Consider the following 26,796-nt stretch of genomic DNA (forward strand, 5'->3'; position numbering starts at 1 on the left):
CGCACCGACGACCAGCAGTACCGACGGCCCGCCGCATCCGCTACAGGATGCGGTCGACCAGCTCCGAGGCCAGCCCGGTGTACGACGCCGGCGTCAGCGCCACCAGTCGCGCCTTCGCCTCGTCGCCGATGTCCAGCCCCTGCACGAACTCGACCAGCTCGGCCTGGCCGATCCGGCGACCGCGGGTGAGCTCCTTGAGCAGCGCGTAGGGATCCTCGATCGAGGAGCGCCCCGCGGTCACCTCGGCCCGCACGACCGTCTGGATCGCCTCGCCCAGCACCTCCCAGTTCGCGTCGAGGTCGGCGGCCAGCGCCCCCTCGTTCAGCGAGATCTGGTCCAGGCCCCCGCGGATGTTGTCGAGCGCGAGCAGCGAGTGGCCGAGCGCGACCCCGATGTTGCGCTGGGTGGTCGAGTCGGTGAGGTCGCGCTGAAGGCGCGAGGTCACCAGGGTGGCGGCGAGGGAGTCGAGCAGGGCGCTCGAGAGCTCGAGGTTGGCCTCGGCGTTCTCGAAGCGGATCGGATTGACCTTGTGCGGCATGGTCGAGGAGCCGGTGGCCCCGGCGACCGGGATCTGGGTGAAGTAGCCCATCGAGATGTAGGTCCAGACATCCGTGCACAGGTTGTGCAGGATGCGGTTGGCATGGCTGATCCGTGCGTACAGCTCGGCCTGCCAGTCGTGCGACTCGATCTGCGTGGTGAGCGGGTTCCACTCCAGGCCCAGCGAGGTCACGAAGCCCTGCGAGACCTGCTGCCAGTCGGCGGCGGGGTCGGCGACGAGGTCGGCCGCGAAGGTACCGGTGGCCCCGCTGAACTTGCCGAGGTACTCCGTCGCCTCGATCTGCGCCTTGACGCGCTCGAGGCGGTGGACGGTGACCGCGAGCTCCTTGCCCATGGTGGTCGGGGTGGCCGGCTGACCGTGGGTGTGGGCGAGCATCGGTACGGCCCGGTAGGCGACGGCCTGGCGGCGCAGCTCGTCGATCACGGCGGTGAAGCCGGGCAGCCAGACCTCGGCGACGGCCGAGCGGATGGTCAGCGCGTAGGAGAGGTTGTTGATGTCTTCGCTCGTGGCGCCGAAGTGGGTCAGCTCGGCGATGCGGTCGAGGTCGAGCTCGGCGAGCCGGCGGCGCACGAAGTACTCGACCGCCTTGACGTCGTGCCGGGTGGTCGCCTCGAGCGAGGCGATCTCGTCGATCGCGGTCTGGTCGAAGTCGTCGACGATCGCCCGCAGCCGCTCGGCCACGGCGGGCTCGAGCGGCTCGGAGCCGAACATCGCGTGATCGGTCAGGTACAGCAGCCACTCGATCTCGACCCGCACCCGGGCCCGGTTGAGGCCGGCCTCGGAGAGGTGCTCCCCGAGCGCCGAGACCGCGGGGCGGTAGCGGCCGTCGAGGGGGCTGATGGGCTGGGGAGGCAGAGGAGGCATGGTCGCTTTCGTGGGGGCGTACGGGAACGGGTTCAGAGCGGGAGGCCGCTGGGCCGGAAGGCCGGCTCGAGCTGGCGGAACAGGGCGCGGCAGGAGTGCTCGATCATCCCGAGCACGGTGTCGAACATCGCGTCGTCCGAGTAATAGGGGTCGGGCACGTCCGACCGCCCGGCGTAGTCGGGGTCGAAGCTGAGCAGCAGACGGATCTTCTGCCGATCCTCCTCGGTGCGGGCCCAGGAGCGCAGCACCCGCTCGTGCGTGCGGTCGAGGGCCACGACGAGGTCGAGCGAGTCGAACCACGAGGAGTCGAACTGCCGCGCGCGATGGGCGCTGCCGTCGTAGCCGTGAGCCTCGAGCGAGCGCACGGTGCGCGGGTCGGCGTGCTCGCCGACGTGCCACTCCCCCGTGCCCGCCGAGGAGACGGCCACGCGGTCGGAGAGGTTCGCCTTCTCGACGAGGTCGCGCATCACGATCTCGGCCATGGGCGACCGGCAGATGTTGCCCGTGCACACCATGCTGATGCGGAACGCCTGCGGTTCCGGCTCGGGCGACATGACCCTATTCTCGCATCAGCGGTCGCGGCGGGCGAGCGGGCGCAGGATGGCGCCGATGATCGCGCTCAGGATCGCCAGGACCAGCGCCCCGAGCACCGCCCAGCCGAAGCCGTCGACCAGCAGACCGAAGCCGAACAGCTGCGAGACCCAGCCGGCGAGCAGCAGCAGGAGCGCGTTCACCACCAGGGAGATCAGCCCCAGGGTCAGGATGTAGAGCGGGAAGGCCACGACCCGGATCGCGGTGCCCACGATGCCGTTGACGATGCCGAAGATCAGGGCGACGAAGACGTAGGTGAGCACGGTGGAGAGGGCGCCGTCGTCGGTACCGAACGCGTCGACCTTCACGCCGGCGACGATGAGCGTGGTCAGCCAGAGCGCGATCGCGTTGGCGATGAGGGAGACGAGGAATCTGGGCATGCCCCCACTATCCCAGACCGGCCGGTTCCGGGGAACGGCCCCCTGGTGCAGAGTCGGGGCATGGTGAATCTCCCCTGGGCCCCCGAGTATCCGGTCGCGACCGAGCGGCTCGACCTCCGACCGCATCGGCAGGGCGACCTCGACGACCTCCTCCGGTTCCACACCGATCCCGAGGTGGTGCGGTACATCCCGTGGCCGGTCCGCACCCGCGAGCAGACGGCCGCCGCGCTCGAGGCCCGCACCCGGCAGGGTTCGGTGTTCGAGGTCGGTCAGTGGCTGGTGCTCGCCATGGTCGAGCGCGAGACCGGCCGGGTCGTCGGCGAGATGCTCCTCAAGTACGACAGCGAGACGGATGCGACGGGTGAGCTGGGCTACGCGATGGCCCGCGACCGGGAGGGCCGGGGCTACGCCACCGAGGCCGCCCGCGCGATGCTCGAGCTCGCCTTCGACCGCTTCGGGCTGCACCGGGTCGTCGCGCGGCTGGACACCCGCAACGACGCCTCGGCCCGGCTGCTGGAGCGGATCGGGATGCGCCTGGAGGCCCACCACCTCCGCGCGAGCTGGTTCAAAGGGGAGTGGACCGACGACTTCGTCTACGCCGTCACGGCCGAGGAGTGGCGTACGGGTCATATTCCCGAACCGCTTTCGAAGCGCGAACTACACTGATCTGATGACCGACGTCCCCGTCCGCCTGCGCCCCGAGATCCTCGCGCTGCCCGCTTATCGGCAGGGCCAGGCCGCGCCGGAGGGCTTCAAGCTCTCCTCCAACGAGAACCCGTACGAGCCCCTGCCTGGCGTGCTCGACGCGGTCGACGCGGCGACCCGCAGCCTGCACCGCTACCCGAACGCCGCCGCCCCCGAGATCACCGCGCGGCTCGCCGACGAGTGGGGCGTCGAGCCCGACGACGTGATCGTCGCCGCCGGTTCCGTGGCCCTTCTCATGCAGTTCACGATGGCGGCCGCCGGCCACGGCGACGAGGTCCTCTTCTCCTGGCGCTCGTTCGAGGTCTACCCCTGGATGACGGTGCTCCCGGGCGCGACCGCCGTCGCCGTGCCCAACACCCCCGACCACCGGCACGACCTGGCGGCCATGGCGGCCGCGGTGACCGAGCGCACCCGCCTGGCCATCGTCTGCAGCCCCAACAACCCGACGTCCACCGTCGTCACGGCGGCCGAGTTCGAGACGTTCATGGCCGCGGTGCCGAGCGATCTCCTCGTCATCCTCGACGAGGCCTACGCCGAGTTCGTGACGGATGCGGATGCGGTCGACGGCCACGCACTGGTCGGCCGCTACCCCAACCTGGTCATCCTGCGCACCTTCTCCAAGGCCTACGGGCTCGCCGGGCTCCGGATCGGCTACGGGATCGGCCCCGCCGCCATCCTCGCCGCCGCTCGCACCACGATCGTGCCGCTCAGCCTGACCGACCACGCCCAGGTCGCGGCCCTCGCCTCGCTCGATCGGGGCGACGAGCTGAAGGCCCGGGTCGACGACATCGCCGCCCGCCGGGACGCCGTCTACGAGGCCCTCCTCGAGCACGGCTGGAGCGACATCCCCCGCCCGCAGGGCAACTTCGTCTGGTTCCCGGTCGGAGAGCGCACGGCCGAGGTGCTCGAGGTCTTCCGGTCGCACGGCATCATCGCGCGCGCCTATCCGCCGGACGGCGTGCGGGTCACCATCGGCGAACAGGAGTCGGTCGAGAAACTCCTATACGCTTCCGCAGAGATACAAGGGAGGTAGGCAGTGGCAGACACCACGCCCACGGTCCAGTTCCTCTCCGTCGAGGGCGAGTTCGCCCCGACCGAGGCCGCCGAGGAGTACGCGTCGTACCTGGACGAGCTCGGGGAGGACGACCTCCGCCGGTTCTACCGGCAGATGACCGTCGTCAGGCGCTTCGACCTCGAGGCGACGAACCTGCAGCGCCAGGGCCAGATGGCCCTCTGGGTGCCCAGCCACGGTCAGGAGGCGGCGCAGGTCGGCTCCGCCTCGGCCGCGAAGCCCCAGGACCACATCTTCCCCTCCTACCGTGAGCACGCGGTGGGTCTCGTCCGCGGCATCGACGTGCTGTCGATCGTCGAGCTCCTTCGCGGCAACACGCACGGGGGCTGGGATCCGACGGATCCCACGAACGGCAACTTCCACGGCTACTGCCTGGTCATCGGCTCGCACACACTGCACGCCACCGGCTACGCCATGGGCCTCCAGCGCGACGGGCTGGTCGGCACCGGCGACGACTCGGTCGACGCGGCCGTGCTCGCGTACTTCGGCGACGGCGCCAGCTCGCAGGGCGACGTGAGCGAGGCCTTCGTCTTCTCGGCGTCGAGCCAGACCCCCAACGTCTTCTTCCTGCAGAACAACCAGTGGGCGATCTCGGTCCCCGTGCGCGTGCAGTCGCGCACACCGCTGTATCTGCGTTCGCGGGGCTTCGGCATCCCGAGCGTGCAGATCGACGGCAACGACGTGCTCGCGAGCTATGCCGCGACGGCGAAGCACCTCGCCGAGGCGCGCGCCGGTCACGGGCCGCAGTTCATCGAGGCGCTCACCTACCGGGTCGGCGCCCACACCTCCTCCGACGACCCCACGAAGTACCGGGGCGACGCCGAGGAGCAGTTCTGGATCGCCCGCGACCCGATCGTGCGCTTCGGCGCGTACCTGCGCGGTCTCGGCGAGGGCGACGCCTTCTTCGAGGAGACCCGGGTCGAGGCCGAGGACTTCGCGGCCGACATCCGCGCACGCACGCTGGCACTCGAGGGCCCGCCGATCGCGACGATCTTCGATCACGTCTACTCCGAGCCGCACCCCGTCATGGCCGAGCAGAAGCTCTGGCTCGAGCGCTACGAGGCCTCCTTCGAGGCCGCCGAGGAGGACCGCTCATGAGTTCGATCGAGACCACCTCGCTCGCCCCCGGGCAGAGCGACTCCCCGCCGTCGTCCCGCGTCGAGGAGCTGCCGCTCGCGAAGGCGCTGAACGCCGGCCTCCGCCGGGCGCTCGCCGACGACCCCAAGGTACTGCTGATGGGCGAGGACATCGGCCCGCTCGGCGGCGTCTTCCGGGTCACCGAGGGGCTGCAGGCCGAGTTCGGCGCCGACCGCGTGATCGACACCCCGCTGGCCGAGTCCGGCATCATCGGCACCGCGATCGGTCTCGCGATGCGCGGCTACCGCCCGGTCGTCGAGATCCAGTTCGACGGCTTCATCTTCCCCGGCTTCGACCAGATCACCAGCCAGCTCGCGAAGATCACGAACCGCGGACAGGGCGCGCTGTCCATGCCCGTCGTCATCCGGGTGCCCTACGGCGGCCACATCGGCGCGGTCGAGCACCACCAGGAGAGCCCGGAGGCGTACTTCGCCCACACCCCGGGCCTCCGGGTCGTCAGCCCCAGCACGCCGAACGACGCGTACTGGATGATCCAGGAGGCGATCGCCTCCAACGACCCGGTGATGTTCTTCGAGCCGAAGAGCCGCTACTGGCCCAAGGGCCCGGTCGACTTCGCCGGCACCGCCGCCCCGCTGCACGCCAGCCGGGTCGTGCGGGTCGGGACCGACGTGACGCTGCTGGCGCACGGCGCCATGGTGAGCGTGCTGATGCAGGCCGCCGAGCTCGCCGCGGGCGAGGGCGTGAGCGTCGAGGTCGTCGACCTGCGCTCGCTCAGCCCCGTCGACTACGGCCCCATCCTCGAGTCGGTCGCCAAGACCGGCCGCCTGATCGTGGCGCAGGAGGCGCACGGCTTCGTCAGCGTCGGCTCCGAGATCGCGGCCACGGTCGCCGAGCGCGCGTTCTACTCGCTGCAGGCGCCCGTGCTCCGGGTCTCCGGCTTCGACACCCCCTTCCCGCCCGCGAAGCTGGAGACGGTCTTCCTCCCCGATGCCGACCGCATCATGGAAGCCGTCGACCGCGTCATGGCGTACTAGTCCGGAGGCACAACGTGACCACCTCGCACTTCAATCTCCCGGATGTCGGTGAGGGCCTCACCGAGGCCGAGATCGTCTCCTGGCGGGTCGCCCCGGGCGACAGCATCCAGGTCAACCAGGTCATCGTCGAGATCGAGACCGCCAAGTCGCTCGTCGAGCTGCCCTCGCCGTTCGAGGGCGTCGTCGAGGGGCTGCTGGTGGCCGAGGGCACGACGGTCGACGTCGGCACCCCGATCATCAGCGTGAACTCGGCCGGCGAGTCCGCCCCCGAGCCCGCACCCGTCACGGCCGTGACCGTCGTGCCGCCGGCCGACCTCAGCGAGACGGAGGCGATGGCCGCGACGGCCGAGCGCACCGCCCTGGCCGAGGACAAGCCGGGAGCCGTGCTGGTCGGCTACGGCATCAAGGGCGCGGTGGCGAGCCGCCGGAGCCGACGGTCGAGCACGGCCGCGATCCCGGCGATCGGCGAGACGTCCGACGGCCGGGCGGGAACCGCGCGTCTGGCGCGCACGCAGCAGCCCATCCCCGGGCTGCCGGTGATCGCGAAGCCCCCGATCCGCAAGCTCGCGAAAGACCTCGGGGTCGATCTCAACGAGGTCACGCCCACCGGGCTGATCGGTGACATCACGCGCGAGGACGTCATCCGTCACGCCGACCAGGCCAAGGTCTTCCACAATATCGAGACCCCGCAGTGGGCGCCGGTGCGCGAGGAGCGCATCCCGGTCAAGGGGATGCGCAAGCAGATCGCGAAGGCGATGGTCACCAGCGCCTTCACCGCCCCGCACGTCTCGGTCTTCGTCGACGTGGACGCGACGCGCACCATGGAGTACGTCAAGCGGCTGAAGAACTCCCCCGACTTCGTCGGGGTCAAGGTCTCGCCGCTCCTGATCATGGCGAAGGCCATCATCTGGGCCGTGCGCCGCAACCCGATGGTCAACTCGGCGTTCACCGAGAAGGAGATCATCGTGCGCAACTACGTGAACCTCGGCATCGCCGCGGCCACGCCGCGCGGGCTGATCGTGCCCAACATCAAGGATGCGCACGACATGTCGATGCGCGACCTCGCTCTGGCGCTCGAGCAGCTCACGCTCACGGCCCGCGAGGGCCGCACCTCGCCGGCCGACATGGCCGACGGCACCATCACGATCACCAACATCGGTGTGTTCGGGATGGACACGGGCACCCCGATCCTCAACCCCGGCGAGGTCGCGATCATCGCCCTCGGCGCGATCAAGCAGAAGCCCTGGGTCGTCGACGGCGAGGTGCGGCCGCGCTTCGTCACCACGATCGGCGGCAGCTTCGACCACCGCGTGGTCGACGGCGACGTGGTGAGCCGGTTCGTGGCCGACGTGGCCTCGATCATCGAGGAGCCCGCGCTGCTGCTCGACTGACCCTGCTCGCTGCAGCCGCTGGCGACCCCCGCTCAGGCGGCGGACGCGCCGGCGGCTCCGACCTGGGTGCGCCACCACGGTGTCTCGATGAAGCCGCGTTTCAGGAAGAGCAGTTCCATCGAGGCGGTCCAGCCCTCCACGCCGTCCAGCTGCGACAGCGTCGAGGTGATGAAGCCGTAGAGCTCCTCGGTCGAGGGCACGATCACCTCGCAGAACAGGGCGTTCTCGTCGAGGGTCGCGGCCAGGTAGCGGATGGCCGGATGCTTCGCGAGCGACCGGGCCACCGCATCCATCTGTGAGGGCCGCACCTTCACCGTCAGCAGGGTCTCCGCGCCCATGCCGAGCGCGGGGGCGGGCACCAGGGTCAGGATGTCGATGCACCGCGCCGCGCGCAGCCGCTCGAACCGACGACGGACGCTCGACTCGTTCATCCCGACCCGGTCGGCGACGGCCTGGAAGGTCTCGCGCCCGTCGTCCCTCAAGGCGTCGATGATCTTCCAGTCCGAGGAGTCGAAGTGGGTCGGCCGGCACTCCTCCGGTTCGGAGTACAGCTCGTACTCGTCGGAGGATTCCGGCAGTGCGAGGGTGTCGGCGAACAGCTGCCGCCCCCAGTCGAACGAGACCTTGTAGATGTGCATCACCAGGTCGCTCCGCCAGCGCTCGACGCCGCGGATCGACTGCAGCTCCTCGAGCAGGTGAGCGTATTGGGTGGCCCCGCCGCGCACGACGAGCTCGGCGATGATGTCGTACTGGCCGGTCACGACGGTGACGAAGCGCACGTCGTCGTGACCGACGAGCTCTTCGGCGACCTGGAGCTGGGTGCCGGGGGCGCAGTTGATCCTGATGATGAAGGAGTCGACCTGCCCGGTCGCCCCCAGCGCGGGGTTGACGGCGACCTTGATGATGCCGGAGCCGAGCATGGCCTGTCCGCGTCGGGCCACCGTGGCGGTCGAGGAGCCGACCATCTCGGCGATCGCCCGCCAGCTCGCCCGCCCGTCGTTCTGCATGGCGACGACGATCCTCCGATCGAGGTCGTCGAGGGTGTCGAGAGCGCGGCCGGTCACGGGGCGGTCGTGCTCTCCCCCGCCACCGGTGCCGTGCGATGCAAGAAGTCCCTGACCGTCGCCGTCCATAGCTCGACCTCCTCGATCTGCGGAGAATGACCCGACTTTTCGAACACCACGAGCTCCGAGTCGGGGATGAGGTCTGCGATGGTCTGGCTACACGATACCGGCGTGATCCAGTCGGTCCGCCCGACCGTGATCAGGGTCGGGGCCGTGACACCGGGGAGCAGCGGTTTCAGGTCGTAGCCCGGCAGATTCTTCGAGAATGCGTAGTTGTGGGCCTCGAACCGGTACGGCGTCGCGGCCACCTTCCGCTCCACCGCGTCGGGGTCGTAGTGGAAGTCGTAGAGGGGAAGGATCTCGCGCCAGCAGTCCCGCAGATCGTCGTCGTCGGCGACCCGGCCCTGGTCGATGCGGTCGAACTTCTCCATGTCGATGGTGACCCGGTCCGACGCCAGGGCGTTCTCCCGTGCCAGGTGGGCGTTGCCATTGTCGGGCGAGGTGTCGCGGAGCACCATGGCGGTGACCCGGTCCGGGTAGCGGACGGCGTACTCCATCGACATGAAGCCCCCGTACGAGCCCCCCGCCATCACGATCGTCTCCGCGCCGATCCATTCGCGGAGACCGTCGATGTCGGCCGCCCACTGCTCGTGGCTGAATTCGCCCGAGCCCTCGCTCTCACCGGATCCACGGGCGTCGAAGACGACCACACGGTACTCGTCGGCAAGTCGGCCGAAGCTCGCGCGCGGCTCGGCGCGCGAACCGAGACCGGGGGCGCCGTGGTGCGTGATGATCACGGGAGCGCCCTCGGGGCCGAGCACCTCGACGGCCAGCTCGTTGCCGTTGATGCGCACGCGCTGGGCCTCGGTCGTGGCACGGGCGAACTCGGGCGAGACGGGATTCTGGGACATCGGTGGTTCTCCTTCAGAGCGGGATGGTGCAGTCGGCGAGGCCGCGCGGGTAGGTCGTGAGCGGTTCGGAGCCGGTGTCGGTGACGAGCATGCTGTCGCTGATGCGGTAGCCGGCGTGGCCCGGCACGTAGAGGCCGGGCTCGTTCGAGACGACCATCCCGGGCTCCAGCACGGTCGCGTCGCCGGCCTCGAGCCACGGCGGCTCGTGCATCCCGAGACCGATCCCGTGACCTTGGCGATGACGGATGAACCGGCCGAGTCCCGCATCCTCGATCACCGAGAGGCAGGTCGCGTTGGCCGTCCGGCACTCGGCGCCAGGGCGGATGGCGTGACCGCCCACCTCCTGGGCCCGTCTGATGGTGTCGTGGAAGAGCCGCTGGTCGGCATCCGGAACCCCGAGCACGAAGGTGCGCTCGCCCTCGACGAACCGGCCGCCCACGGCGCAGCCGAGGGAGAGCATGAACGTGTCGCCCGGCTGCAACCGATAGCCCGAGGGCAGGCCGTGCGGGAAGGCGGAGTTGGCTCCGGCGTAGACCAGACCGCCGGCGAGGGGGGAGACGACGACCACGTCGTCGTGCTCGGCGTACATCGTGCGCACGCCGGTGCCGGTGACGTGCCCGGCGAGCTCGGACTCGCTCGGCAGCAGACCGCCGGCCGAGACCGACTCGCGGAGCAGCTGCACGCCGGCCTCGAGCATGAGGTCGGTGACCCGGGCCGCCTCACGGTGCAGGGCGATCTCCTCGTCGAACTTGCGGTAGCGCGCACGGGTGACGAGAGAGGTGGCGGCGAACCGGGCACCCGGGAGCTCGGACATCGCGGCCGTCTGCCGCTCGTTCGTCATCTGGGTGCTGAAGCCCACGCGCATCCCGTCGCCGGCGCGGTCGATCGCGCCGGCCAGGCTCGCGAACGGGGGTTGGATGCCGGGGAACTCGGCGTAGGCCACGAGGGCGCCGGCCCGGGCCTGCTGTCGGAGCGCGTTCTCGCGCTCGAGTTCGGGGGTCATCAGCACGCTCCGGCCGTCGGCGCCGAGCCAGAACGCCACGGGCCGTTCGGAGGGGTGGTGGAAGAACCCGGTGAGGTATGCCACGTCGTCCGGGTCGTCGGTGAGCAGGGCGTCGAAGCCCTCCTCGACGAGGGCGAGGCGGACGCGCTCCTGCACCCGATCGAAGAACTGGGGCGCGAGGCGCGGGGAGAAGGTGTCGCTCACGGGGTTCCTAGCGGGCTCGGTTGCGGGGGTTGCGGGCGTCGTTGTAGGCGATCGAGAGCAGGGTCGCGGAGAGCACCAGCATCAGGATGGCGATCGAGGGGAAGAGGGTGAGCCACCAGGCGCTCGACATGGCCCCCGACTGCTGGGCCTCGTAGAGGATTCGGCCCCATGACCAGGTGGTCGGGTCGCCCAGACCGAGGAACGCCAGGCCCGCGGCCGAGAGGACGGCGCGGGATGCGGTCACGACGACCGAGACCACGATCACCGGGGTGACGGCGGGCACGATGTGCCTGCCGATGATCCAGAGCGGGGAGGTCGTCATGAGGCGAGCGGCGTCGACGTAGGGCAGATTGACGACCGTGAGCGCCTGCGAACGCACCAGGCGGGTGACCTCGGGCCAGGAGAAGGCGGCGACCACCCCGATGATGGTGACCGTGCTCGGCCCGACGAGCGCCGCGATCAGGATCATCAGCGGGAGCACCGGAAGCGAGAGGGTCAGGTCGACGATGACGCTGATCAACCCGTCCAGACGCTTGAAGTAGGCCCCCAGCACGGCGACCAGGGTGCCGAAGGCGATCGCGATCAGCGAGGCGGCCGCAGCGACGAGCAGGCTCTGCTGAGTGCCCCAGATCACCTCGCCGAGCACGTCGCGGCCCAGGGAGTCGGTGCCGAACAGGTAGCTGCCGCTCGGTGGCTTGAGCACGTCGGTCCCATAGCTGGCCGGGTAGGGCGCGAGCAGGGGCGCGGCGACGGCCACGACGATCAGGAGGCCAAGGATCACCAGTGAGATGAGGCCGAGCGGCTCCTTGCGGAACACCCGCCAGGTGGCGAGGCCGGCCCGCCCGTTCTCGGTGGCGACCGGTTCGGCCGGTGCGGTCATCCCTGCCGTGGCGGCGGGATCGAAGTCGAGAGAGGTCATGCTGTCTTCACCCGGGGGTCGAGGAATCCGTAGACGATGTCGGTGAGCATGTTCGCGACCACGACGGTGATCGCGAGCAGCAGGAAGGCGCCCTGGAGCACCGGGAAGTCGAGCTGGGTGACGGCCTCGTAGATGCCGCGGCCGATGCCGGGGTAGGCGAAGACCGTCTCGGTCAGAACCGCACCACCGACCAGGAAGCCCAGCTGGAGGCCGATCAGGGTGGTGGTGGGGAGCAGGGCGTTCCGCAGTGCGTGCTTCCAGAGGATGCGGCGGTAGGGCAGGCCGTTGGCCTTGGCGAGGGTCACGTAGTCCTCGCCGAGCGCCTCGATCAGGGTCGAGCGCATGGTGAGCACGTAGGAACCGAGCTGGATCAGCATCAGCGAGACGGCCGGCAGGATGAGGTGGGTCGCCACGCTGCCGTACCAGGACATCCCGTAGGCGTCGTTGTCGTACGCTCCGCCGATCGGCAGCCAGCGGAGCGTGAGCCCGAAGACGAACAGCAGCAGCACGCCGATGCTCGGCACGAACAGCGACTGTCCGGTGACGCCGATCACCTGCACGACCCGGTCGAGCACGCCCCCGCGCTTGGACGCCGCGAGCACGCCGAGCGGGATGCCGATGGCGGTGGTCAGGACGAGCGCCGAGACGGTGAGGAGCAGCGTCCATGGAAGCCGCTGCAGGAGTACGTCCATCACCGGGATGGACTGGGTGAACGAGACCCCGAAGTTCCCCTGCAGGAGCTGCACCATGTACAGGCCGTACTGGACGATGAGGGGCTTGTCGAGCCCGTACTGCTGGAGCAGGGCCTCCCGGGCCTCGTCGGTCATGTTCGGGCTGGCGACGGCCAGCGCCGGATCTCCGGGGAGGAGCCGGAGCAGGAGGAACGTCACGGTCACGGCGAACCAGATCGTGAAGACGCTCCTGCCCAGGCGGCGGAGAATGAATGATGAACGAGGCACCGGGAGGTCCTTTTCCGATCAGCCCTTGTGGGCGCTGGCGAGTGACTCGGGGTTCACGATCGAGAGCAGCTCACTGGGTTTGACGACGAATCCGTTCCACTTGTCGCTGTGCGCGAAGAAGAGATTCTGGGTGTACATGACGTTGTCGTAGACGTTGTCGTGCACGATCTTCGCGGCCTGACGCATGATCGAGACCTTCTCGTCCTGGTCGGTGGTCACGGCACCCTGGGCGATGAGGTCGTTGAGGGCCGCGTCGTCGTTGTAGGTGTAGTTGATCGCGCCGCCCGGCAGGTAGGCGAGCGTGAAGTTCGTCACCGGGTCGTCCATGATGGCGAAGTTGCCCGCGTAGATGTCGAAGTCGCCCTTGTTCGTCTGCGCGAGGTAGGTGTTGCGCTCCGTTCCCTGCAGCTCGATCGTGATCCCGGCCTCGGCCGCGCTGTCCTTGACCAACTGCGCCCACTGGCTCGTCACACTGTCCTGCAGCGAGTAGATCAGGCGGAACGAGACCGGGAACTTCCCGTCGGCACCGGCGGTGTAGCCCGCCTTCTGCATCAGGTCGCGCGACAGATCGGTGTCGAACTCGTACTCCTTCAGCGAGTCGTCGTAGTAGTCGGCGAGCACCGGCATCAGCGGGCTGGACCCGGTCGATACCGCCTGCCCCTGCAGCACGACCGTGCGGATGGCGTCGTAGTCCACCGCATGGGCGAGCGCCTGGCGCACCTCGAGCTTCGCGAGATCCGGGTTCTGCATGTTGTAGGTCATGTGCGCGTAGCCCAGCCCGGGGACCTCCTCGACCGAGATGCCCTGCGTGTTCCGCAGCTGATCGACCTGTGCCGGAGGCAGCGCGTTCGCGATCACGTCGACCTCGCCGCTCTGCAGCGCCAGGATCTCGGTGTTCACGTCCGGGAAGACGCGGTAGACGACCTTCGCAGGGATCGGGGTGCCGCCCTCGACCATCGGGTAGTCCTCGACCCGGTCCAGCTCGTAGCTCTGGCCGACCTGCACCTTCGTCAGCGTGAAGGGTCCAGCCCCCACCCAGCCTCCGTCGGAGCCGTCGTTCGCGAACTCGGCCACCGAGGCCGCCTTCTCGAAGACGTGCTTGGGCACGACATTGCCCCAGAAGCCGATCTCCTCGATCACCGAGGTGTCCGGCTTCGCGAGCTTCACCTCCACCCGGGTGTCGGAGACGGCGGTGGCCGAGTCGAAGTTCGCGAGCTGACCGTAGAAGGTGCCCGAGGGAGCATCCTTCTTCACCGCGTTTATGGTCCAGGCGACGTCCTCGGCCGTCACGGGCTCGCCGTCGCTCCAGGTCATGTCGTCGCGGATCTCGTAGTACCCGGTGGTGTCGTCGACGTAACCCCAGTCGGTCGCCAGGCCCGCGGTCTTCTTGCCGTCGTCCGAGATGCTCAGCAGGTGGGGGTACATCAGGTTGGTGATCCAGTAGTCGCTGCGGCTGTTGCCGATCAGCGGGTTGTAGTTGACGACGTCCGTCGTCGTGGCGATGGTGAGCGTGTCCGATCCCGCGGACGCCGAGCCGGTGGCTGCCGGCGGGGCCTCGGGAGCGCACGCGCTCAGTGTCAGGGCGACGCTCGCGATGAGCGCCGCCGCAGCGAGATTCCGTTTTCGCATCAGACCCAGACCTCCTTCAGAACGCGCATGGTGTTGCCTCCGACGACGGCGCGGATTTCGTCGTCCGAATAGCCGTGCTTGACGAGCCAGCCGATGATGTTGAAGAACTCCTCGGCCGGGTTCTCGACCCCGTCGACGTACTCGACCTCGTCATACTCGACGTGTCCGTGCGCCTGGCTGATCGAGAGGTTCGACGAGAACGCGTGATGCAGTCCCACGTGATCGCCGAAGAGGGTGTCGGGGCCGAAGCTGACGTGCTCCAGGCCCACGAGGTCGACGCAGTACTGGAAGTGGTCCATGACCGACTCCAGGGAGTGGCTCGGGTGCTGCGGCGAGAGCGTCGTGTGAGGAGCCGCCTCGATGCCGATCACGCCGCCCCGCTTCGCGCACTCGATGATCGTCTCGTCGGTCTTCATCCGATTGGTGGGCCAGAGGCCACGGGCTCCCGCGTGGGTGATGAACACGGGCATGGTCGAGGCCTTGATGACGTCGACGCAGGTGCGATCACCCGAGTGCGAGATGTCGATCGCGATGCCGAGCTTGTTCATCCGCTCCACCGCGCGCTCGCCGAAGTAGGTCAACCCTCCGTCGCCGCGCTCCTTGAGCCCGGAGCCGAGGGTGTTCTGCTCGGAGTAGGCAATGCCCATCTGGCGCACACCGAAGCCGTACAGCACGTCGAGCCGGTCGACCTCGTTCTCGATCATCGTCGCGGCCTCGAGCGCGAAGACGTGGGCGACCTTGCCCGTGGCCTTCGCCTTCTCGATGTCGGCGACCGACTCGGCCTTGATCACGAAGTCCTGGTGGGCCAGGTCGGCCATCCGCACCCCGAGGTCGAACAGGACGTCTTGGTACTTCCACCCGGCGTCGCTCGAGATGCAGCAGGTGCCGTCCATCCCGTTGTCGAACACCGCGGTGATGCCCGAACGGGAGAGGCCCTCGTAGCCCGTGGGTTCGCGGCCCTGGCGGATGTGCTCGCGCAGCTGCCCCATGTCCTCGGGGAAGACCTGCACGTGGTCGTGGAGCGAGATGACGGTCTCCTCGGCCAGAAGCGTGCGGGTGCGCTCCTCCTCCGCGGCGCTCAGACCGAGCCCCTCGTAGGCCGGGACGCGCCCGATCTGCTTCGCGTAGGTGAACTCCTTGTAGTCCTTCCCTGCTTCCAGGTAGTCGTAGGCGGTGTAGCCCTTGTAGGCCTCGGCGGGATCAAGCACGCGTGATCTCCTTTACGTGTCGTGCATTCGGCGGTTCTGATGACAATCTCTTCTGATTCCGGCACTTTTGTCAACCAGCATGATGTTTTTCGGCGTAGATTTAGCACGCTTGAAACATTTCGGTAATGCTGACGGGTGATGATGGTGTCGTGGCAGAAGAATCGATGAAGGAGCGGTCGGCCCTGCGGGTGCGCGATCTCAACGTGACGTTCACGGGCGGCGGCCGACGCATCCACGCGGTGCGCGAGGTCGACCTCGACGTCGCCCGGGGCGAGTTCGTGGCCCTGCTCGGTGAATCGGGCTCGGGCAAGTCGGTCACCGCCCGCGCGATCATGGGGCTCGGCGACGAGCACACCGAGATCCGGGCGGCCGAGCTCGAGGTCGCAGGCACCGACGTGCTGGCACTGGGCGAGAACGACCGGCGCCTGATGCGGGGCGAGAGGCTGAGCCTGGTGCTGCAGGATGCGCTGTCGGCGCTCAACCCGGTCATGACGGTCGGGAACCAGATCGGCGAGCTCTTCCGGGTGCACCGCGGCGCGACCCGCAAGCAGGCCCGCGCGAGTGCCGTCGAGCTGCTCGGTCTGGTCGGCATCCCGGCGCCGAACAAGCGCGTCGACGACTACCCGCACCAGTTCTCCGGGGGGATGCGGCAGCGCATCCTGATCGCGATGGCGATCGCCCTCGAACCCGAGATGCTGATCGCCGACGAGCCGACGACGGCACTGGACGTGACGGTGCAGGCCCAGATCCTCGACCTGCTCGGCGGGCTCCGCGACCAGCTCGGCATGGGGGTGCTGCTGATCACCCACGACCTGGGTGTCGTGATGGAGGTCGCCGACCGCCTGGCCGTGATGTACGCCGGGCGGATCGTCGAGCGAGGAGAGGCCGACACCGTGCTCGATCTCCCCGCGCATCCGTACACGCAGGCTCTGCTGCGCTCGGTCCCCGATGCGGCCGTGCGCGGCGAGGACCTCCTCACCATCCCGGGCTCGCCTCCGAGCCCCGCGCAGACCCCACCCGGATGCTCGTTCAACCCGCGCTGCCACCTCGCCATCGACATCTGCCGGGTCGAGCGCCCGCCCCTCGAGCCGGTCGCCCGGGGCCGCGCATCCGCCTGCCACCGTTCGGAGGAGCTGCTTCATGAACTCGTCGGCTGAACCCGAGGTCGTCCTGGAGGCCACCGGCCTCCGGCGCACCTTCACGAGCGGCTCGCGGCTGCACCCCACTCACGTCTCGGCGGTCGACGGCGTCGATCTGCGGCTGCACGCCGGCGAGGTCGTCGGGATCGTGGGCGAGTCCGGCTGCGGCAAGTCGACGCTAGCCAGGATGCTCGTCGGCCTCGAGAAGCCCGACGGCGGCTCGCTGGTCTACCACGGCACCGACGTCACCCGGTCGCGGGTGAGTGACCGCCGGCTGCTCCGTCGCGGGGTGCAGATGATCTTCCAGGACCCGTACACCTCGCTCGACCCGCGGATGAGCGTGGGCGACATCATCGCCGAACCGATGGCCGCCACGCGCACGGGCACGGCCACCTCCCGGCGGGAGCGGGTCGCCGAGCTCCTCGGTCTCGTCGGCCTCTCGCCCGAGATGATGTCCCGCTATCCGCACCAGTTCTCAGGCGGCCAGCGTCAGCGGATCGGGATCGCCCGCGCGCTCGCTCTCGATCCCGACGTGCTGGTCTGCGACGAGGCCGTCTCGGCGCTCGACGTCTCGGTGCAGGCGCAGGTGATCAACCTGCTCTCCGATCTGCAGCGGCGCCTCGGCGTCGCCATCGTGTTCATCGCGCACGACCTGTCGGTCGTGCGGCACATCGCCGACCGGGTGGCCGTGATGTATCTGGGCCGGATCGCGGAGTTCGGCGATACCGAGACCGTGTACGGCTCCCCCGCGCATCCGTACACGCAGGCTCTGCTGTCGGCGACCCCCTCCCACAGTCGGGCCGATCGGGGGCGCCTCGCGCTCCGCCGGGTGCTGGCAGGCGAACCGCCATCGCCCGTCGACCCGCCCGCCGGCTGCCGGTTCAACCCGCGGTGCTGGTTGGCCACCGATGAGTGCCGCACCGTCCAGCCGCCCCTGCGCGAGCTCGGCATGGGCGAGCCCGGCCCGGGTGAACTCGGCCTGGGTGGGCTCGGCCCGGGTGAACTCGGCCTGCGGCCGCTCGCCGGCCGCCAAGTGGCATGTCACCATGCCGAGCAGGCGCTCGACGAGGCGCTCGCCATCTCTTCCCGCTCCTGATTTTGACAATCATTATCAATTAGCTATCGTGGAGCCGTCCCCGACTTAGACAGGCTCCCGTGAAACGACACGCCCTCCCCACCGCCCTGGTCGCCTCCGCGGCCGCCCTGGCCCTCGGCTTCGGCCTGGCCGGATGCTCCACCGGCTCCTCCGCGGCCCCGACCGACTCAGACACGATCGCGATCGTCGCCTCGACGAACGTCTACGGCTCGATCGCCGAGGCGATCGCCGGCGACGCGGCCACGGTGACCTCGATCATCGACGACCCGGACCGCGACCCGCACGAGTACCAGGCCGACGGCCAGAACCAGCTCTCGATCTCGAAGGCGCAGATCGTCATCGAGAACGGCGGCGGCTACGACGACTTCGTCGACACCATGCTCCAGGCGGCCGACAACTCCGGCGTCTCGGTGCTGAACGTCGCCGACCTCTCCGGCTACGACCAGGAGCCGGCCGACGGCGAGTTCAACGAGCACCTCTGGTACGACTTCCCCACCATGGAGAAGCTGGTCGACGCCCTCGTCTCCGAGCTCGGCACGCTCGACCCGGGCGCCGCATCCACCTTCGAGGCGAACGGCGCGAGCGCGAAGCAGAAGCTCGCCGACCTCGAGGCGGGCGAGGCCGCGATCGCCACGGCCCACGCCGGCGCGGGGGTCGCGATTACCGAACCCGTGCCGCTGTACCTGCTCGACGCGGCGGGGCTCACGAACCTCACCCCCGACGAGTTCAGCGAGGCCATCGAGCTCGACACCGACGTGCCGCCGGCCGTGCTGGAGGCCACCCTCGCGCTGTTCAGCACCCATCAGGTGAGCGCTCTGGTCTACAACGAGCAGACCTCCGGCCCGCAGACCGACGCCGTGGTGACGGCCGCCGCCGACAACAAGGTGCCCGCCGTCGCGGTGACCGAGACGCTGCCCGCCGGCCAGGACTACTTCGGCTGGATGCAGGCGAACGTCGCCGCGATCTCGGCCGCCCTCGGGTCCTGACCCGTCCCGCTCAGCCAGTACAGTGACCTCGTGACCGATCCGGTGTTGACGCTGCGCGATGCGCGGCTGCAGTTCGGCACGCGCACGCTCTGGCAGGGCATCGACCTCGACGTGCAGCCGGGCGAGTTCATCGCGGTGCTCGGCGCGAACGGCTCGGGCAAGTCCAGCCTGCTCAAGGTCATCCTGGGGCAGCAGAAGCTCACCTCCGGCAGCATCCGCTTCCTCGGCGAATCGGGCCGGCGCGGCGACCGGCGGATCGGCTACGTGCCCCAGCAGAAGCTCGCCGACGAGGGCACGCCGTTGCGCGCCCGCGACCTGGTGGCCCTGGGGCTCGACGGCCACCGCTGGGGCATCCCGCTCCCCTCGGCCTCCCGCCGGCGGCGGGTCGACGAGCTGCTCGCCGCCGTCGGCGCCACCGAGTACGCGAACGTCGGCGTCTCGACCCTCTCCGGCGGCGAGCAGCAGCGGGTGCGGATCGGTCAGGCGCTCGTGGGCGACCCGGCCCTGCTGCTCTGCGACGAGCCCCTGCTCTCGCTCGACCTCACCCACCAGCGCGCGGTCAGCGAGCTGATCGACGAGCAGCGGCGCGAGCGCGGCTTCGGGGTGCTCTTCGTCACCCACGACATCAATCCCATCCTCGACATGGTCGACCGGGTGCTCTACCTCGCCGACGGGGGCTTCCGGATCGGCCCGCCCGACGAGGTGCTCCGGTCAGACGTGCTGAGCGAGCTCTACGGGTCGCGGATCGACGTCATCCGCACCCACGGGCGCGTCATCGTCGTCGGCACGCCCGACGGCGCGCACGGGCATCCGGAGGACCAGCTCGCCCACCACGACGAGCCGGAACCCGGCGGAGGTGCGCTGTGAACGACGTCTGGTCGCAGATCTTCGACTTCAACAACTACGGCGAGCTCGTCGTGCTGCTGCAGAACTCCATCATCGCCGGGGCCGTGCTCGGCGTCGTCGGCGGCCTGATCGGCGTCTTCGTGATGTCGCGCGACATGGCCTTCGCCGTGCACGGAATCAGCGAGCTCTCCTTCGCGGGGGCGGCGGCCGGCCTGCTGTTCGGCGTGGGGGTGGTGGAGGGCTCGATCATCGGCTCGATCGCCGCCGCGCTGATCATCGGCGTGCTGGGCTCCCGGGCGCGGGACCGCAACTCGATCATCGCGGTGCTGATGCCCTTCGGGCTCGGGCTCGGCATCCTGTGCCTGACCCTCTACCCGGGCCGCTCGGCGAACAAGTTCGGCCTGCTCACCGGCCAGATCGTGGCGGTCGACGACCCGCGGCTGAACTCGCTGATCGCGATCTCGATCGTCGTGGTGCTCGGCCTCCTGCTGGTCTGGCGCCCGCTCACCTTCGCCAGTGTGGATGCGGACGTCGCCTCCGCGCGCGGCGTCCCGGTGCGCGGCCTCTCGATCTTCTTCATGCTGCTGCTGGGGCTCGCCGTCGCGGTGTCGGTGCAGGTCGTCGGCTCGCTGCTGGTGCTGTCGATCCTGGTCACGCCGGCCGCCGCCGCCCTCCGCGTCTCGTCCTCCCCCATCCTCGTGCCGGTGCTCAGCACGATCTTCGCCGTGGTCTCCCTGGTGGGCGGCATCATGCTCGCGCTGGGCTCCTCGGTGCCGATCAGCCCGTACGTCACGACGATCTCGTTCGTGATCTACCTGGTCTGCCGGGTGATCGCGTGGCGTCGGGGCACCGGCACGGGGAGGGTCCAAAATGCTCGACTAGCGTTGGATGGGAAGAAGGCGGTGGAGGCGTGAAGAGGAACACCTGGCAACGGGAGGCCGTCCGCGGTGCGCTCGGAACCCAGATGGGGTTCGTGAGCGCGCAGGCGCTGCACTCGTCGCTGAAGAACACCGGATCCCAGATCGGGCTGGCCACGGTCTACCGGGCGCTGGCCGATCTCGCCTCGGAGGGCGAGGCCGACTCGCTGCAGTCGCCCGAGGGCGAGGCGCTGTACCGCGCCTGCTCGCTCGCGCACCACCACCACCTGATCTGCCGCAGCTGCGGCCTCACGGTCGAGATCGAGGCCGACGAGGTCGAGGAGTGGGCCCAGCGCACCGCCGCCCTGCACGGCTTCAGCCGCCCGGAGCACGTCGTCGACGTCTTCGGGTTCTGCTCGGCCTGCGTGCCGACCTGAGTTGCCCGATCAAGCCTGAGTTGCCCGATCAAGCCTGAGCGTCTAAGCTAGTCAGGTTGGGTGGAATCCTCCGCCCATTGCGACGGCATCACAGGATGCGGTCGCCGACAAGTCATCTTGGGTGAGGCGCTCGTCTCACGGTAACCAAATGGAGGAAACAATGGCAGCAGTGTGCCAGGTGACTGGAGCCGTTCCCGGCTTCGGTCACAACATCTCGCACTCGCACCGGCGCACCAACCGGCGCTTCGACCCGAACGTGCAGAAGAAGAAGTACTACGTGCCCTCGCTTCGCCGCACCGTCACGCTGACCCTGTCGGCTAAGGGGATCAAGGTCATCGATGCCCGTGGCATCGAGGCCGTCGTGAAAGACGTCATGGCTCGGGGGATCAAGCTCTAATGGCAAAGCAGCAGGACGTCCGTCCCATCATCAAGCTCCGCTCGACGGCGGGCACCGGTTACACCTACGTGACCAAGAAGAACCGTCGTAACGACCCCGACCGTCTCGTGCTGAAGAAGTACGACCCCGTCATCCGCAAGCACGTCGACTTCCGAGAGGAGCGCTAACCATGGCCAAGAAGTCCAAGATCGCGCGCAATGAGCAGCGCAAGGTGATCGTCGAGCGTTACGCCGCGAAGCGCCTGGAGCTCAAGAAGGCTCTCGTGAGCCCCACGTCCACCGACGAGGAGCGCGAGTCCGCTCGCCTCGGGCTGCAGAAGCTGCCCCGCAACGCCTCCCCGATCCGCGTCCGCAACCGCGACGCCGTCGACGGCCGTCCCCGCGGAAACCTCTCGAAGTTCGGGATCTCGCGTGTCCGCTTCCGTGACATGGCTCACCGGGGCGAGTTGCCGGGCATTACGAAGTCCAGCTGGTAAATTACCCTCGGTCGTACCGACCAACCGAACTGGCCCTGGTGGCCGGGACCGTTCCATGTAAACAGCTACATCCGTAGCGAAAAGGTCCGAGGAGGACACCTTAAATGGCTGACAAGTCACTCAACAAGACCGAGCTCGTCGCAGCCGTCGCAGCCGCATCCGGCCAGACGCAGGCTTCCGTCAACGAGGTTCTTGACGCTCTCTTCTCCACGCTGGCCGACTCGGTTGCGTCCGACACCAAGGTCACGATCCCGGGCTGGCTCGCCGTCGAGCGCACCTCGCGTGCCGCTCGCACGGGCCGCAACCCCCAGACCGGCGCCACCATCGAGATCCCGGCCGGTCACTCGGTCAAGATCTCGGCCGGTTCGAAGCTGAAGGCTGCTGCCAAGTAGGTTTCCGCACCGTTCACGCGAGGGCGTCGGCTTCGGCCGGCGCCCTTTCGCGTACCAGGACTCTCCCCAGCCAGCGCCGCGTACAGTAGTCGGGTGCCGAGAACCGCCCGCATCATCGGTCCCGCCCTCCTGGTGGTGACCGCCTTCGTCGCGCTCCTGGTCGCTCTGGCGCTGGGCGGCGGCGCCGCACCCCAGCTGCTGGAGGATCCCGGAGCCGTCGTGCGCTACGGCTTGCCGATCTCCACGATGCTGGTCAGCATCTTGGCCTCCGGCATGATCGGGGCGATCGGCCTGGCGCTGTTCGTCATCCCCCAGGACAGCCCGGCGTTCAACCGGTCGCTCGACGTCGCGGCCGGATCCGCGGCCCTGTTCACGGTCGCCGCCGCGTTCACCGGCTTCTTCAGCTACCTCAGCGTCACCGCCCGCGCCCTGAGCTTCGACGATGCCTTCAGTCAGGGCCTCGGCCAGTTCCTGACCCAGATCGCGCTCGGCCAGGCCTGGCTCCAGACCACGCTCATCGGCGCGGTCGTGACCGTGCTCTGCTTCGCGGTGCGCAACGTGACCGCGCTGTTCTTCGTCGGCCTGGTCTCGGTGGCCTCGCTCATCCCGATGGCCCAGCAGGGGCACGCCGCCGATGCCGGCGGGCACGATGCCGCGGTCACCGCCTTCGGGCTGCACGTCATCTTCGCGGCGGCCTGGCTCGGCGGGCTCGCGGTCATCGCCATCCTGAGCCGCCGGCTCGACACCGACCGTCTCGTCGCCACCGTCTCCCGCTACTCCACCGTGGCGATCGTCTGCTTCGTGGTCGTGGCGGCCTCGGGCTACGTCAGCGCCGAACTGCGGATCGGCTCGCTCGACCGGCTGGCGACCCCCTACGGCCTGCTCGTGCTGGTGAAGGTGGGCGCGCTGATCGCCCTCGGCCTGTTCGGCGCCGTGCACCGGCGCTTCGTCATCCAGAAGCTCGCCGACAGCGGACGCCGGCGGCACTTCTGGTGGCTCGTGGTCGCCGAACTGGTCTTCATGGGCATCGCGACCGGCTTCGCCGCCGCCCTCGCCCGCACGGCGACTCCCGTGCCCGAGACGCCGCCGCCCGCGCCGACGGCCGCGCAGATCCTCACCGGGTCGCCGCTGCCGCCCGAGCTCACGGTCGAGAACTTCCTCACCCAGTGGAACTTCGACCTGATCTGGGTGCTGGTCTGCGCCTTCGCGATCTTCTTCTACGTCGCCGGCGTCGTGCGGCTGCACCGGCGGGGCGACCGCTGGCCCTGGTACCGCACCGTGCTCTGGATCGCCGGCATCCTGCTGCTGTTCTACGTCACCAACGGCGGGCTGAACGTCTACGAGAAGTACCTGTTCAGCGTGCACATGTTCGGCCACATGACGCTGAGCATGATGGTGCCCCTGCTGCTCGTGCCCGCCGGTCCGATCACGCTGGCCCTCCGCGCGATCCGCAAGCGCGACGACGGCAGCCGGGGCATGCGCGAGTGGATCCTGCTCGCGGTGCACTCGCGGTTCGCCTCCGTCGTCGCGAACCCGATCGTCGCCGGCGTGCTCTTCGCCACCAGCCTCGTGGCCTTCTACTACACTCCGTTGTTCCGCTGGGCGACCGAGGACCACATCGGGCACGAGTGGATGATCGTGCACTTCCTGATCGTCGGCTACCTCTTCGTGCAGGCGCTGATCGGCATCGATCCGGTGCCCTACAAGCTGCCCTACCCCTTCCGGCTGCTGCTGCTGCTCGGCACCATGGCGTTCCACGCCTTCTTCGGTCTTGCGCTGATGAGCGGGAGCGGGCTGCTGCTGGCCGACTGGTTCGGCGCGACCGGCCGCAGCTGGGGCCCGAGTGCCATCGTCGACCAGCAGAACGGCGGCGGGATCGCCTGGAGCATCGGCGAGATCCCGACCTTCATCCTGGCGCTGGTGGTCGCGGTGCAGTGGAGCCTGTCGGACAAGAAGGAGACCAAGCGGCGCGACCGCAACGCGGATCGCACCAACGAGGCCGAGCTGGGCGAGTACAACGCGATGCTCGAGAAGCTGGCGAGCCGCGACCGCGCCTGAGCGGTGCCCGCCGGCCTGTGCCGGATACCCCGTGCCGGCTGCCCGGTGCCGGCCGCCCCCTGCCGGCTCCCCGTCAGCTCCGCGGCGCGAAGTCGATCGAGCCGTCGGGCTGGATCGTCAGCGCGAAGGTGACGTCGAACGGCACCGACTCGTCGCGGGTCGACACCGTGCCGTCGAAGAGCGAGCGGATGTCGACGGCGATGTGCGCCGACCCGGATGCGGTCGGCACGATCCAGCTGTCGTGACCGGCGAGGATCGTGAGGGCGGGGTACTTCTCCATTGTCCAGGCCGGTTCGGAGGCGATGCGGTCGTTGACGTCGAGCCCGAAGGGGCACCCGGGCGGGTAGAGGAGCGTCTGCGCGGCGCACTCGTCGAGGAAGCCGTTCACCGCCTGCTGCACGGCATCCAGGAAGCCGGTCGTGGGCTGCACCTGCACGATCGCGCTGGTCGACGTGCCGGTGCTGGTCGCGGTGAGCGCCACCGGATTCGCTCCGAGGTACTCCGAACGGTGCCCGAGCGAGATCAGGCCGGGCACGAGCAGGTCGTAGGTCTCCGACGCCCGGAAGGCCGAGGCATCACCGCCCTGGATCTCCAGCCCCCCGGCCGTGAAGTCGGAGGCGTGGGTGACCGTCACGGTGCCCTGCGCGACCGGCGAGCGGAAGAACTCCCACTGCGGGAAGACGAGCAGGCTGGTGCCGGTCTGTACGACGTCGAACTCGGTCTGCCCGGGGACGGGGTTGCCGTCGACGCCGTCGAAGACGTAGGAGAACACGATCCGGTGGCGGCCGGGCAGGATCAGGGTGTCGCTGACCTCGGTGATGTCGTGGAAGCGGCTCACCGCATCCGGATTCACCAGCACGGCCGACCCGGTGCCGGGTGCGTCGCCGGACTCCAGCACCACGCCGGGGGTGTCGACGGCCGCGGCCACATCCCCCGACCCGAGTTCCTGCAGGTAGATCCGCACGAACGCCGAGGCGCTGAACAGCTCGCGGTTCAGGATGCCGACGGCCGAGACCAGCGCCGCGATCGTCAGGATGAGCAGGCCCGCCCAGATCACCACGGAGCGCTGAAGCCTGATGCGTGCCTCCGCCGCATCCCCGGCGTACCCAGGGCCTGAACTCATGTCCACAGTTTAGGCGGGCCCCGGATTCCCGCCCGTGGCTGGACGGTAGATTGGGGTGATGACCCGCCCGACCCTCTCTGCCGAGCAGCAGCGGGTGTTCGATCTGATCGAGGGCACCCGCAAGCACGTCTTCGTCACCGGGCGCGCGGGCACCGGTAAGTCGACGCTGCTCAACCACCTCTCCTGGAACACCGAGAAGCAGATCGTCATCTCGGCGCCGACCGGGGTCGCGGCGCTCAACGTCGGCGGCCAGACCATCCACTCCCTGTTCCGCCTGCCGATCGGCGTGATCGCCGACCACGACATCGAGCAGAACGCCGAGGTGCGGAAGCTGCTGAACACGATCGACACCCTGGTGATCGACGAGGTCTCGATGGTCAACGCCGACCTGATGGATGCGATGGACCGCAGTCTGCGCCAGGCCCGGCAGCGCCCACTCGAGGCCTTCGGCGGCGTGCAGGTGGTGCTGTTCGGCGATCCGTACCAGCTGGCACCGGTGCCGGGCGACGGCGACGAGCGCGCCTACTTCACCGACCACTACCGTTCGATGTGGTTCTTCGACGCGAAGGTGTGGGAGGAGACCGACCTCGAGATCGTCGAGCTGCGCGAGGTGCACCGCCAGCACGACGACGATTTCAAGTTCATGCTGAACGCGGTGCGCTTCGGGATGGTGACGAAAGAGATCGCGGACGCGCTGAACGGCGCCGGGGCGCGCACCCCGCCGAACGACGGGGCGATCACCCTCGCGACCCGGAACGACTCGGTCAACCGCATCAACCAGGCGGCGCTCGGCCGGCTGCCCGGCCGGGTGCTCTCCGCGAAGGCCGAGATCAGCGGCGACTTCGGCGGCCGCACCTTCCCGGCCGACGTCAACCTCGAGCTCAAGGTCGGCGCGCAGGTGATGTTCCTGCGCAACGACGGCGACGGCCGCTGGGTCAACGGCACCGTCGGCACCGTCACGAAGATCGACTCCACGGTGTGGGTCGAGGTCGACGGCGAGGTGCACGAGGTCGACCCGGTGGCGTGGGAGAAGTACCGCTATTCCTACGCCCCTGAGTCCAAGCAGCTGAGCAAGGAGGTGATCGGCGAGTTCACGCAGTTCCCGCTGCGCCTCGCCTGGGCGGTCACGATCCACAAGTCGCAGGGCCAGACCTACGACCAGGCCGTCGTCGACCTCGGGGCACGGGTGTTCAGCCCGGGCCAGACCTACGTGGCGCTGAGCCGGCTGACCTCGCTCGACGGGCTCTACCTCACCCGGCCGCTGCGCCCGAGCGACATCATCGTCGACGAGTCGGTCAGGGCCTTCATGAGCGGGCGGCGCGGGCCGGCCGTCTAGAACGAGGCCCCGGCCGTCGCTCCTCCACCCCCTGTTGTGGGGCGGTCACCGGCCCGTACCGGC

28 protein-coding genes are annotated in these 26,796 nt (G+C 69.2%); 17 read left to right on the forward strand and 11 right to left on the reverse strand.

What is annotated here, in order from left to right; genetic code table 11:
* Positions 1 to 40 precede the first annotated feature (40 nt).
* From purB to AC59HU_RS16605, 3 genes are read right to left on the reverse strand one after another with little or no spacing between them, the layout of a single operon-like run.
* Positions 41 to 1,423, reverse strand: coding sequence for an adenylosuccinate lyase (purB, locus tag AC59HU_RS16595; RefSeq protein ID WP_497224526.1), 1,383 nt, complete (start codon positions 1,421 to 1,423; stop codon positions 41 to 43).
* 32 nt (positions 1,424 to 1,455) lie between these two features.
* Positions 1,456 to 1,977 carry a low molecular weight protein-tyrosine-phosphatase gene (locus AC59HU_RS16600; protein WP_497224527.1) on the reverse strand — a complete coding sequence of 174 codons (522 nt, stop codon included), beginning with the start codon at positions 1,975 to 1,977 and terminating at the stop codon, positions 1,456 to 1,458.
* 15 nt (positions 1,978 to 1,992) lie between these two features.
* Entirely contained in the window at positions 1,993 to 2,394 is a 402-nt protein-coding gene (locus tag AC59HU_RS16605) for a phage holin family protein (protein ID WP_497224528.1), read from the reverse strand.
* Between the two features lie 60 nt (positions 2,395 to 2,454).
* Between AC59HU_RS16605 and AC59HU_RS16610 the strand changes: the two genes are divergently transcribed.
* The 5 genes from AC59HU_RS16610 to AC59HU_RS16630 are packed head-to-tail and all read left to right on the forward strand — an operon-like array spanning position 2,455 to position 7,694.
* Entirely contained in the window at positions 2,455 to 3,060 is a 606-nt protein-coding gene (locus AC59HU_RS16610) for a GNAT family N-acetyltransferase (protein ID WP_497224529.1), read from the forward strand.
* A gap of 4 nt (positions 3,061 to 3,064) precedes the next feature.
* Entirely contained in the window at positions 3,065 to 4,132 is a 1,068-nt protein-coding gene (locus AC59HU_RS16615) for a histidinol-phosphate transaminase (protein ID WP_497224530.1), read from the forward strand.
* A 3-nt stretch (positions 4,133 to 4,135) separates the two neighbouring features.
* Entirely contained in the window at positions 4,136 to 5,269 is a 1,134-nt protein-coding gene (locus AC59HU_RS16620) for a thiamine pyrophosphate-dependent dehydrogenase E1 component subunit alpha (protein WP_497224531.1), read from the forward strand.
* Entirely contained in the window at positions 5,266 to 6,303 is a 1,038-nt protein-coding gene (locus tag AC59HU_RS16625) for an alpha-ketoacid dehydrogenase subunit beta (protein WP_497224532.1), read from the forward strand. The genes AC59HU_RS16620 and AC59HU_RS16625 overlap by 4 nt, the downstream gene beginning before the upstream one ends.
* 14 nt (positions 6,304 to 6,317) lie before the next feature.
* Positions 6,318 to 7,694, forward strand: coding sequence for a dihydrolipoamide acetyltransferase family protein (locus AC59HU_RS16630; RefSeq protein WP_497224533.1), 1,377 nt, complete (start codon positions 6,318 to 6,320; stop codon positions 7,692 to 7,694).
* A gap of 32 nt (positions 7,695 to 7,726) precedes the next feature.
* Here AC59HU_RS16630 and AC59HU_RS16635 read toward each other — a convergent pair whose 3' ends face one another.
* Genes AC59HU_RS16635 through AC59HU_RS16665 form a run of 7 tightly spaced genes read right to left on the reverse strand, consistent with a single transcriptional unit; the run spans position 7,727 to position 15,591 of the window.
* Positions 7,727 to 8,758 (reverse strand): Lrp/AsnC family transcriptional regulator, encoded by a 1,032-nt coding sequence (locus AC59HU_RS16635; RefSeq protein ID WP_497224534.1) that lies wholly within the window; start codon positions 8,756 to 8,758, stop codon positions 7,727 to 7,729.
* Complete coding sequence (locus AC59HU_RS16640) at positions 8,755 to 9,669, reverse strand: alpha/beta fold hydrolase (protein ID WP_497224535.1); 915 nt, start codon at positions 9,667 to 9,669, stop codon at positions 8,755 to 8,757. The genes AC59HU_RS16635 and AC59HU_RS16640 overlap by 4 nt, the downstream gene beginning before the upstream one ends.
* 13 nt (positions 9,670 to 9,682) lie before the next feature.
* Positions 9,683 to 10,876 carry a M24 family metallopeptidase gene (locus tag AC59HU_RS16645; protein ID WP_497224536.1) on the reverse strand — a complete coding sequence of 398 codons (1,194 nt, stop codon included), beginning with the start codon at positions 10,874 to 10,876 and terminating at the stop codon, positions 9,683 to 9,685.
* A 7-nt stretch (positions 10,877 to 10,883) separates the two neighbouring features.
* Entirely contained in the window at positions 10,884 to 11,795 is a 912-nt protein-coding gene (locus AC59HU_RS16650) for an ABC transporter permease (RefSeq protein WP_497224537.1), read from the reverse strand.
* Entirely contained in the window at positions 11,792 to 12,754 is a 963-nt protein-coding gene (locus AC59HU_RS16655; protein ID WP_497224538.1) for an ABC transporter permease, read from the reverse strand. The genes AC59HU_RS16650 and AC59HU_RS16655 overlap by 4 nt, the downstream gene beginning before the upstream one ends.
* Positions 12,755 to 12,772: 18 nt before the next feature.
* Positions 12,773 to 14,383, reverse strand: a complete 1,611-nt coding sequence (locus AC59HU_RS16660) for an ABC transporter substrate-binding protein (protein WP_497224539.1) — start codon at positions 14,381 to 14,383, stop codon at positions 12,773 to 12,775.
* Entirely contained in the window at positions 14,383 to 15,591 is a 1,209-nt protein-coding gene (locus AC59HU_RS16665; RefSeq protein WP_497224540.1) for a dipeptidase, read from the reverse strand. The genes AC59HU_RS16660 and AC59HU_RS16665 overlap by 1 nt, the downstream gene beginning before the upstream one ends.
* Before the next feature lie 164 nt (positions 15,592 to 15,755).
* On the opposite strand from AC59HU_RS16665, the gene AC59HU_RS16670 reads away from it, so the two are divergent.
* The 11 genes from AC59HU_RS16670 to AC59HU_RS16720 all read left to right on the forward strand — a co-directional run bounded on the left by AC59HU_RS16670 (position 15,756) and on the right by AC59HU_RS16720 (position 24,274).
* Positions 15,756 to 16,748 (forward strand): ABC transporter ATP-binding protein, encoded by a 993-nt coding sequence (locus AC59HU_RS16670; protein WP_497224578.1) that lies wholly within the window; start codon positions 15,756 to 15,758, stop codon positions 16,746 to 16,748.
* Positions 16,732 to 17,826 carry an ABC transporter ATP-binding protein gene (locus AC59HU_RS16675; protein ID WP_497224541.1) on the forward strand — a complete coding sequence of 365 codons (1,095 nt, stop codon included), beginning with the start codon at positions 16,732 to 16,734 and terminating at the stop codon, positions 17,824 to 17,826. Before AC59HU_RS16670 ends, AC59HU_RS16675 begins: the two co-directional genes overlap by 17 nt.
* A 59-nt stretch (positions 17,827 to 17,885) precedes the next feature.
* Positions 17,886 to 18,812, forward strand: a complete 927-nt coding sequence (locus AC59HU_RS16680) for a metal ABC transporter solute-binding protein, Zn/Mn family (protein ID WP_497224542.1) — start codon at positions 17,886 to 17,888, stop codon at positions 18,810 to 18,812.
* Between the two features lie 30 nt (positions 18,813 to 18,842).
* A complete protein-coding gene (locus tag AC59HU_RS16685; protein WP_497224543.1) occupies positions 18,843 to 19,679 on the forward strand; it encodes a metal ABC transporter ATP-binding protein in 837 nt (278 codons plus the stop codon).
* Positions 19,676 to 20,572 carry a metal ABC transporter permease gene (locus tag AC59HU_RS16690; RefSeq protein WP_497224544.1) on the forward strand — a complete coding sequence of 299 codons (897 nt, stop codon included), beginning with the start codon at positions 19,676 to 19,678 and terminating at the stop codon, positions 20,570 to 20,572. Before AC59HU_RS16685 ends, AC59HU_RS16690 begins: the two co-directional genes overlap by 4 nt.
* Positions 20,569 to 20,952, forward strand: a complete 384-nt coding sequence (locus tag AC59HU_RS16695; protein ID WP_497224545.1) for a Fur family transcriptional regulator — start codon at positions 20,569 to 20,571, stop codon at positions 20,950 to 20,952. Before AC59HU_RS16690 ends, AC59HU_RS16695 begins: the two co-directional genes overlap by 4 nt.
* Positions 20,953 to 21,112: 160 nt before the next feature.
* Positions 21,113 to 21,349 (forward strand): 50S ribosomal protein L28, encoded by a 237-nt coding sequence (rpmB, locus tag AC59HU_RS16700; RefSeq protein WP_497224546.1) that lies wholly within the window; start codon positions 21,113 to 21,115, stop codon positions 21,347 to 21,349.
* Positions 21,349 to 21,516, forward strand: a complete 168-nt coding sequence (gene rpmG / locus AC59HU_RS16705; RefSeq protein ID WP_022897487.1) for a 50S ribosomal protein L33 — start codon at positions 21,349 to 21,351, stop codon at positions 21,514 to 21,516. The genes rpmB and rpmG overlap by 1 nt, the downstream gene beginning before the upstream one ends.
* A 2-nt stretch (positions 21,517 to 21,518) precedes the next feature.
* Positions 21,519 to 21,824: a 30S ribosomal protein S14 gene (gene rpsN / locus AC59HU_RS16710; RefSeq protein WP_497224547.1), complete on the forward strand. Its 306-nt coding sequence runs from the start codon at positions 21,519 to 21,521 to the stop codon at positions 21,822 to 21,824.
* Positions 21,825 to 21,928: 104 nt separating this feature from the next.
* The gene (locus AC59HU_RS16715) at positions 21,929 to 22,216 is read left to right on the forward strand and encodes an HU family DNA-binding protein (RefSeq protein ID WP_066039861.1); all 288 of its coding nucleotides are present in this window, start codon (positions 21,929 to 21,931) and stop codon (positions 22,214 to 22,216) included.
* 93 nt (positions 22,217 to 22,309) lie between these two features.
* Positions 22,310 to 24,274, forward strand: a complete 1,965-nt coding sequence (locus tag AC59HU_RS16720; protein WP_497224548.1) for a bifunctional copper resistance protein CopD/cytochrome c oxidase assembly protein — start codon at positions 22,310 to 22,312, stop codon at positions 24,272 to 24,274.
* 73 nt (positions 24,275 to 24,347) lie between these two features.
* On the opposite strand, the gene AC59HU_RS16725 is transcribed toward AC59HU_RS16720, so the two are convergent.
* The gene (locus AC59HU_RS16725) at positions 24,348 to 25,397 is read right to left on the reverse strand and encodes a hypothetical protein (protein ID WP_497224549.1); all 1,050 of its coding nucleotides are present in this window, start codon (positions 25,395 to 25,397) and stop codon (positions 24,348 to 24,350) included.
* 58 nt (positions 25,398 to 25,455) lie between these two features.
* Between AC59HU_RS16725 and AC59HU_RS16730 the strand changes: the two genes are divergently transcribed.
* Positions 25,456 to 26,733, forward strand: a complete 1,278-nt coding sequence (locus AC59HU_RS16730) for an ATP-dependent DNA helicase (protein ID WP_497224550.1) — start codon at positions 25,456 to 25,458, stop codon at positions 26,731 to 26,733.
* The last annotated feature ends 63 nt before the right edge of the window (positions 26,734 to 26,796 follow it).

This window comes from Herbiconiux sp. 320_LB, assembly GCF_059691755.1.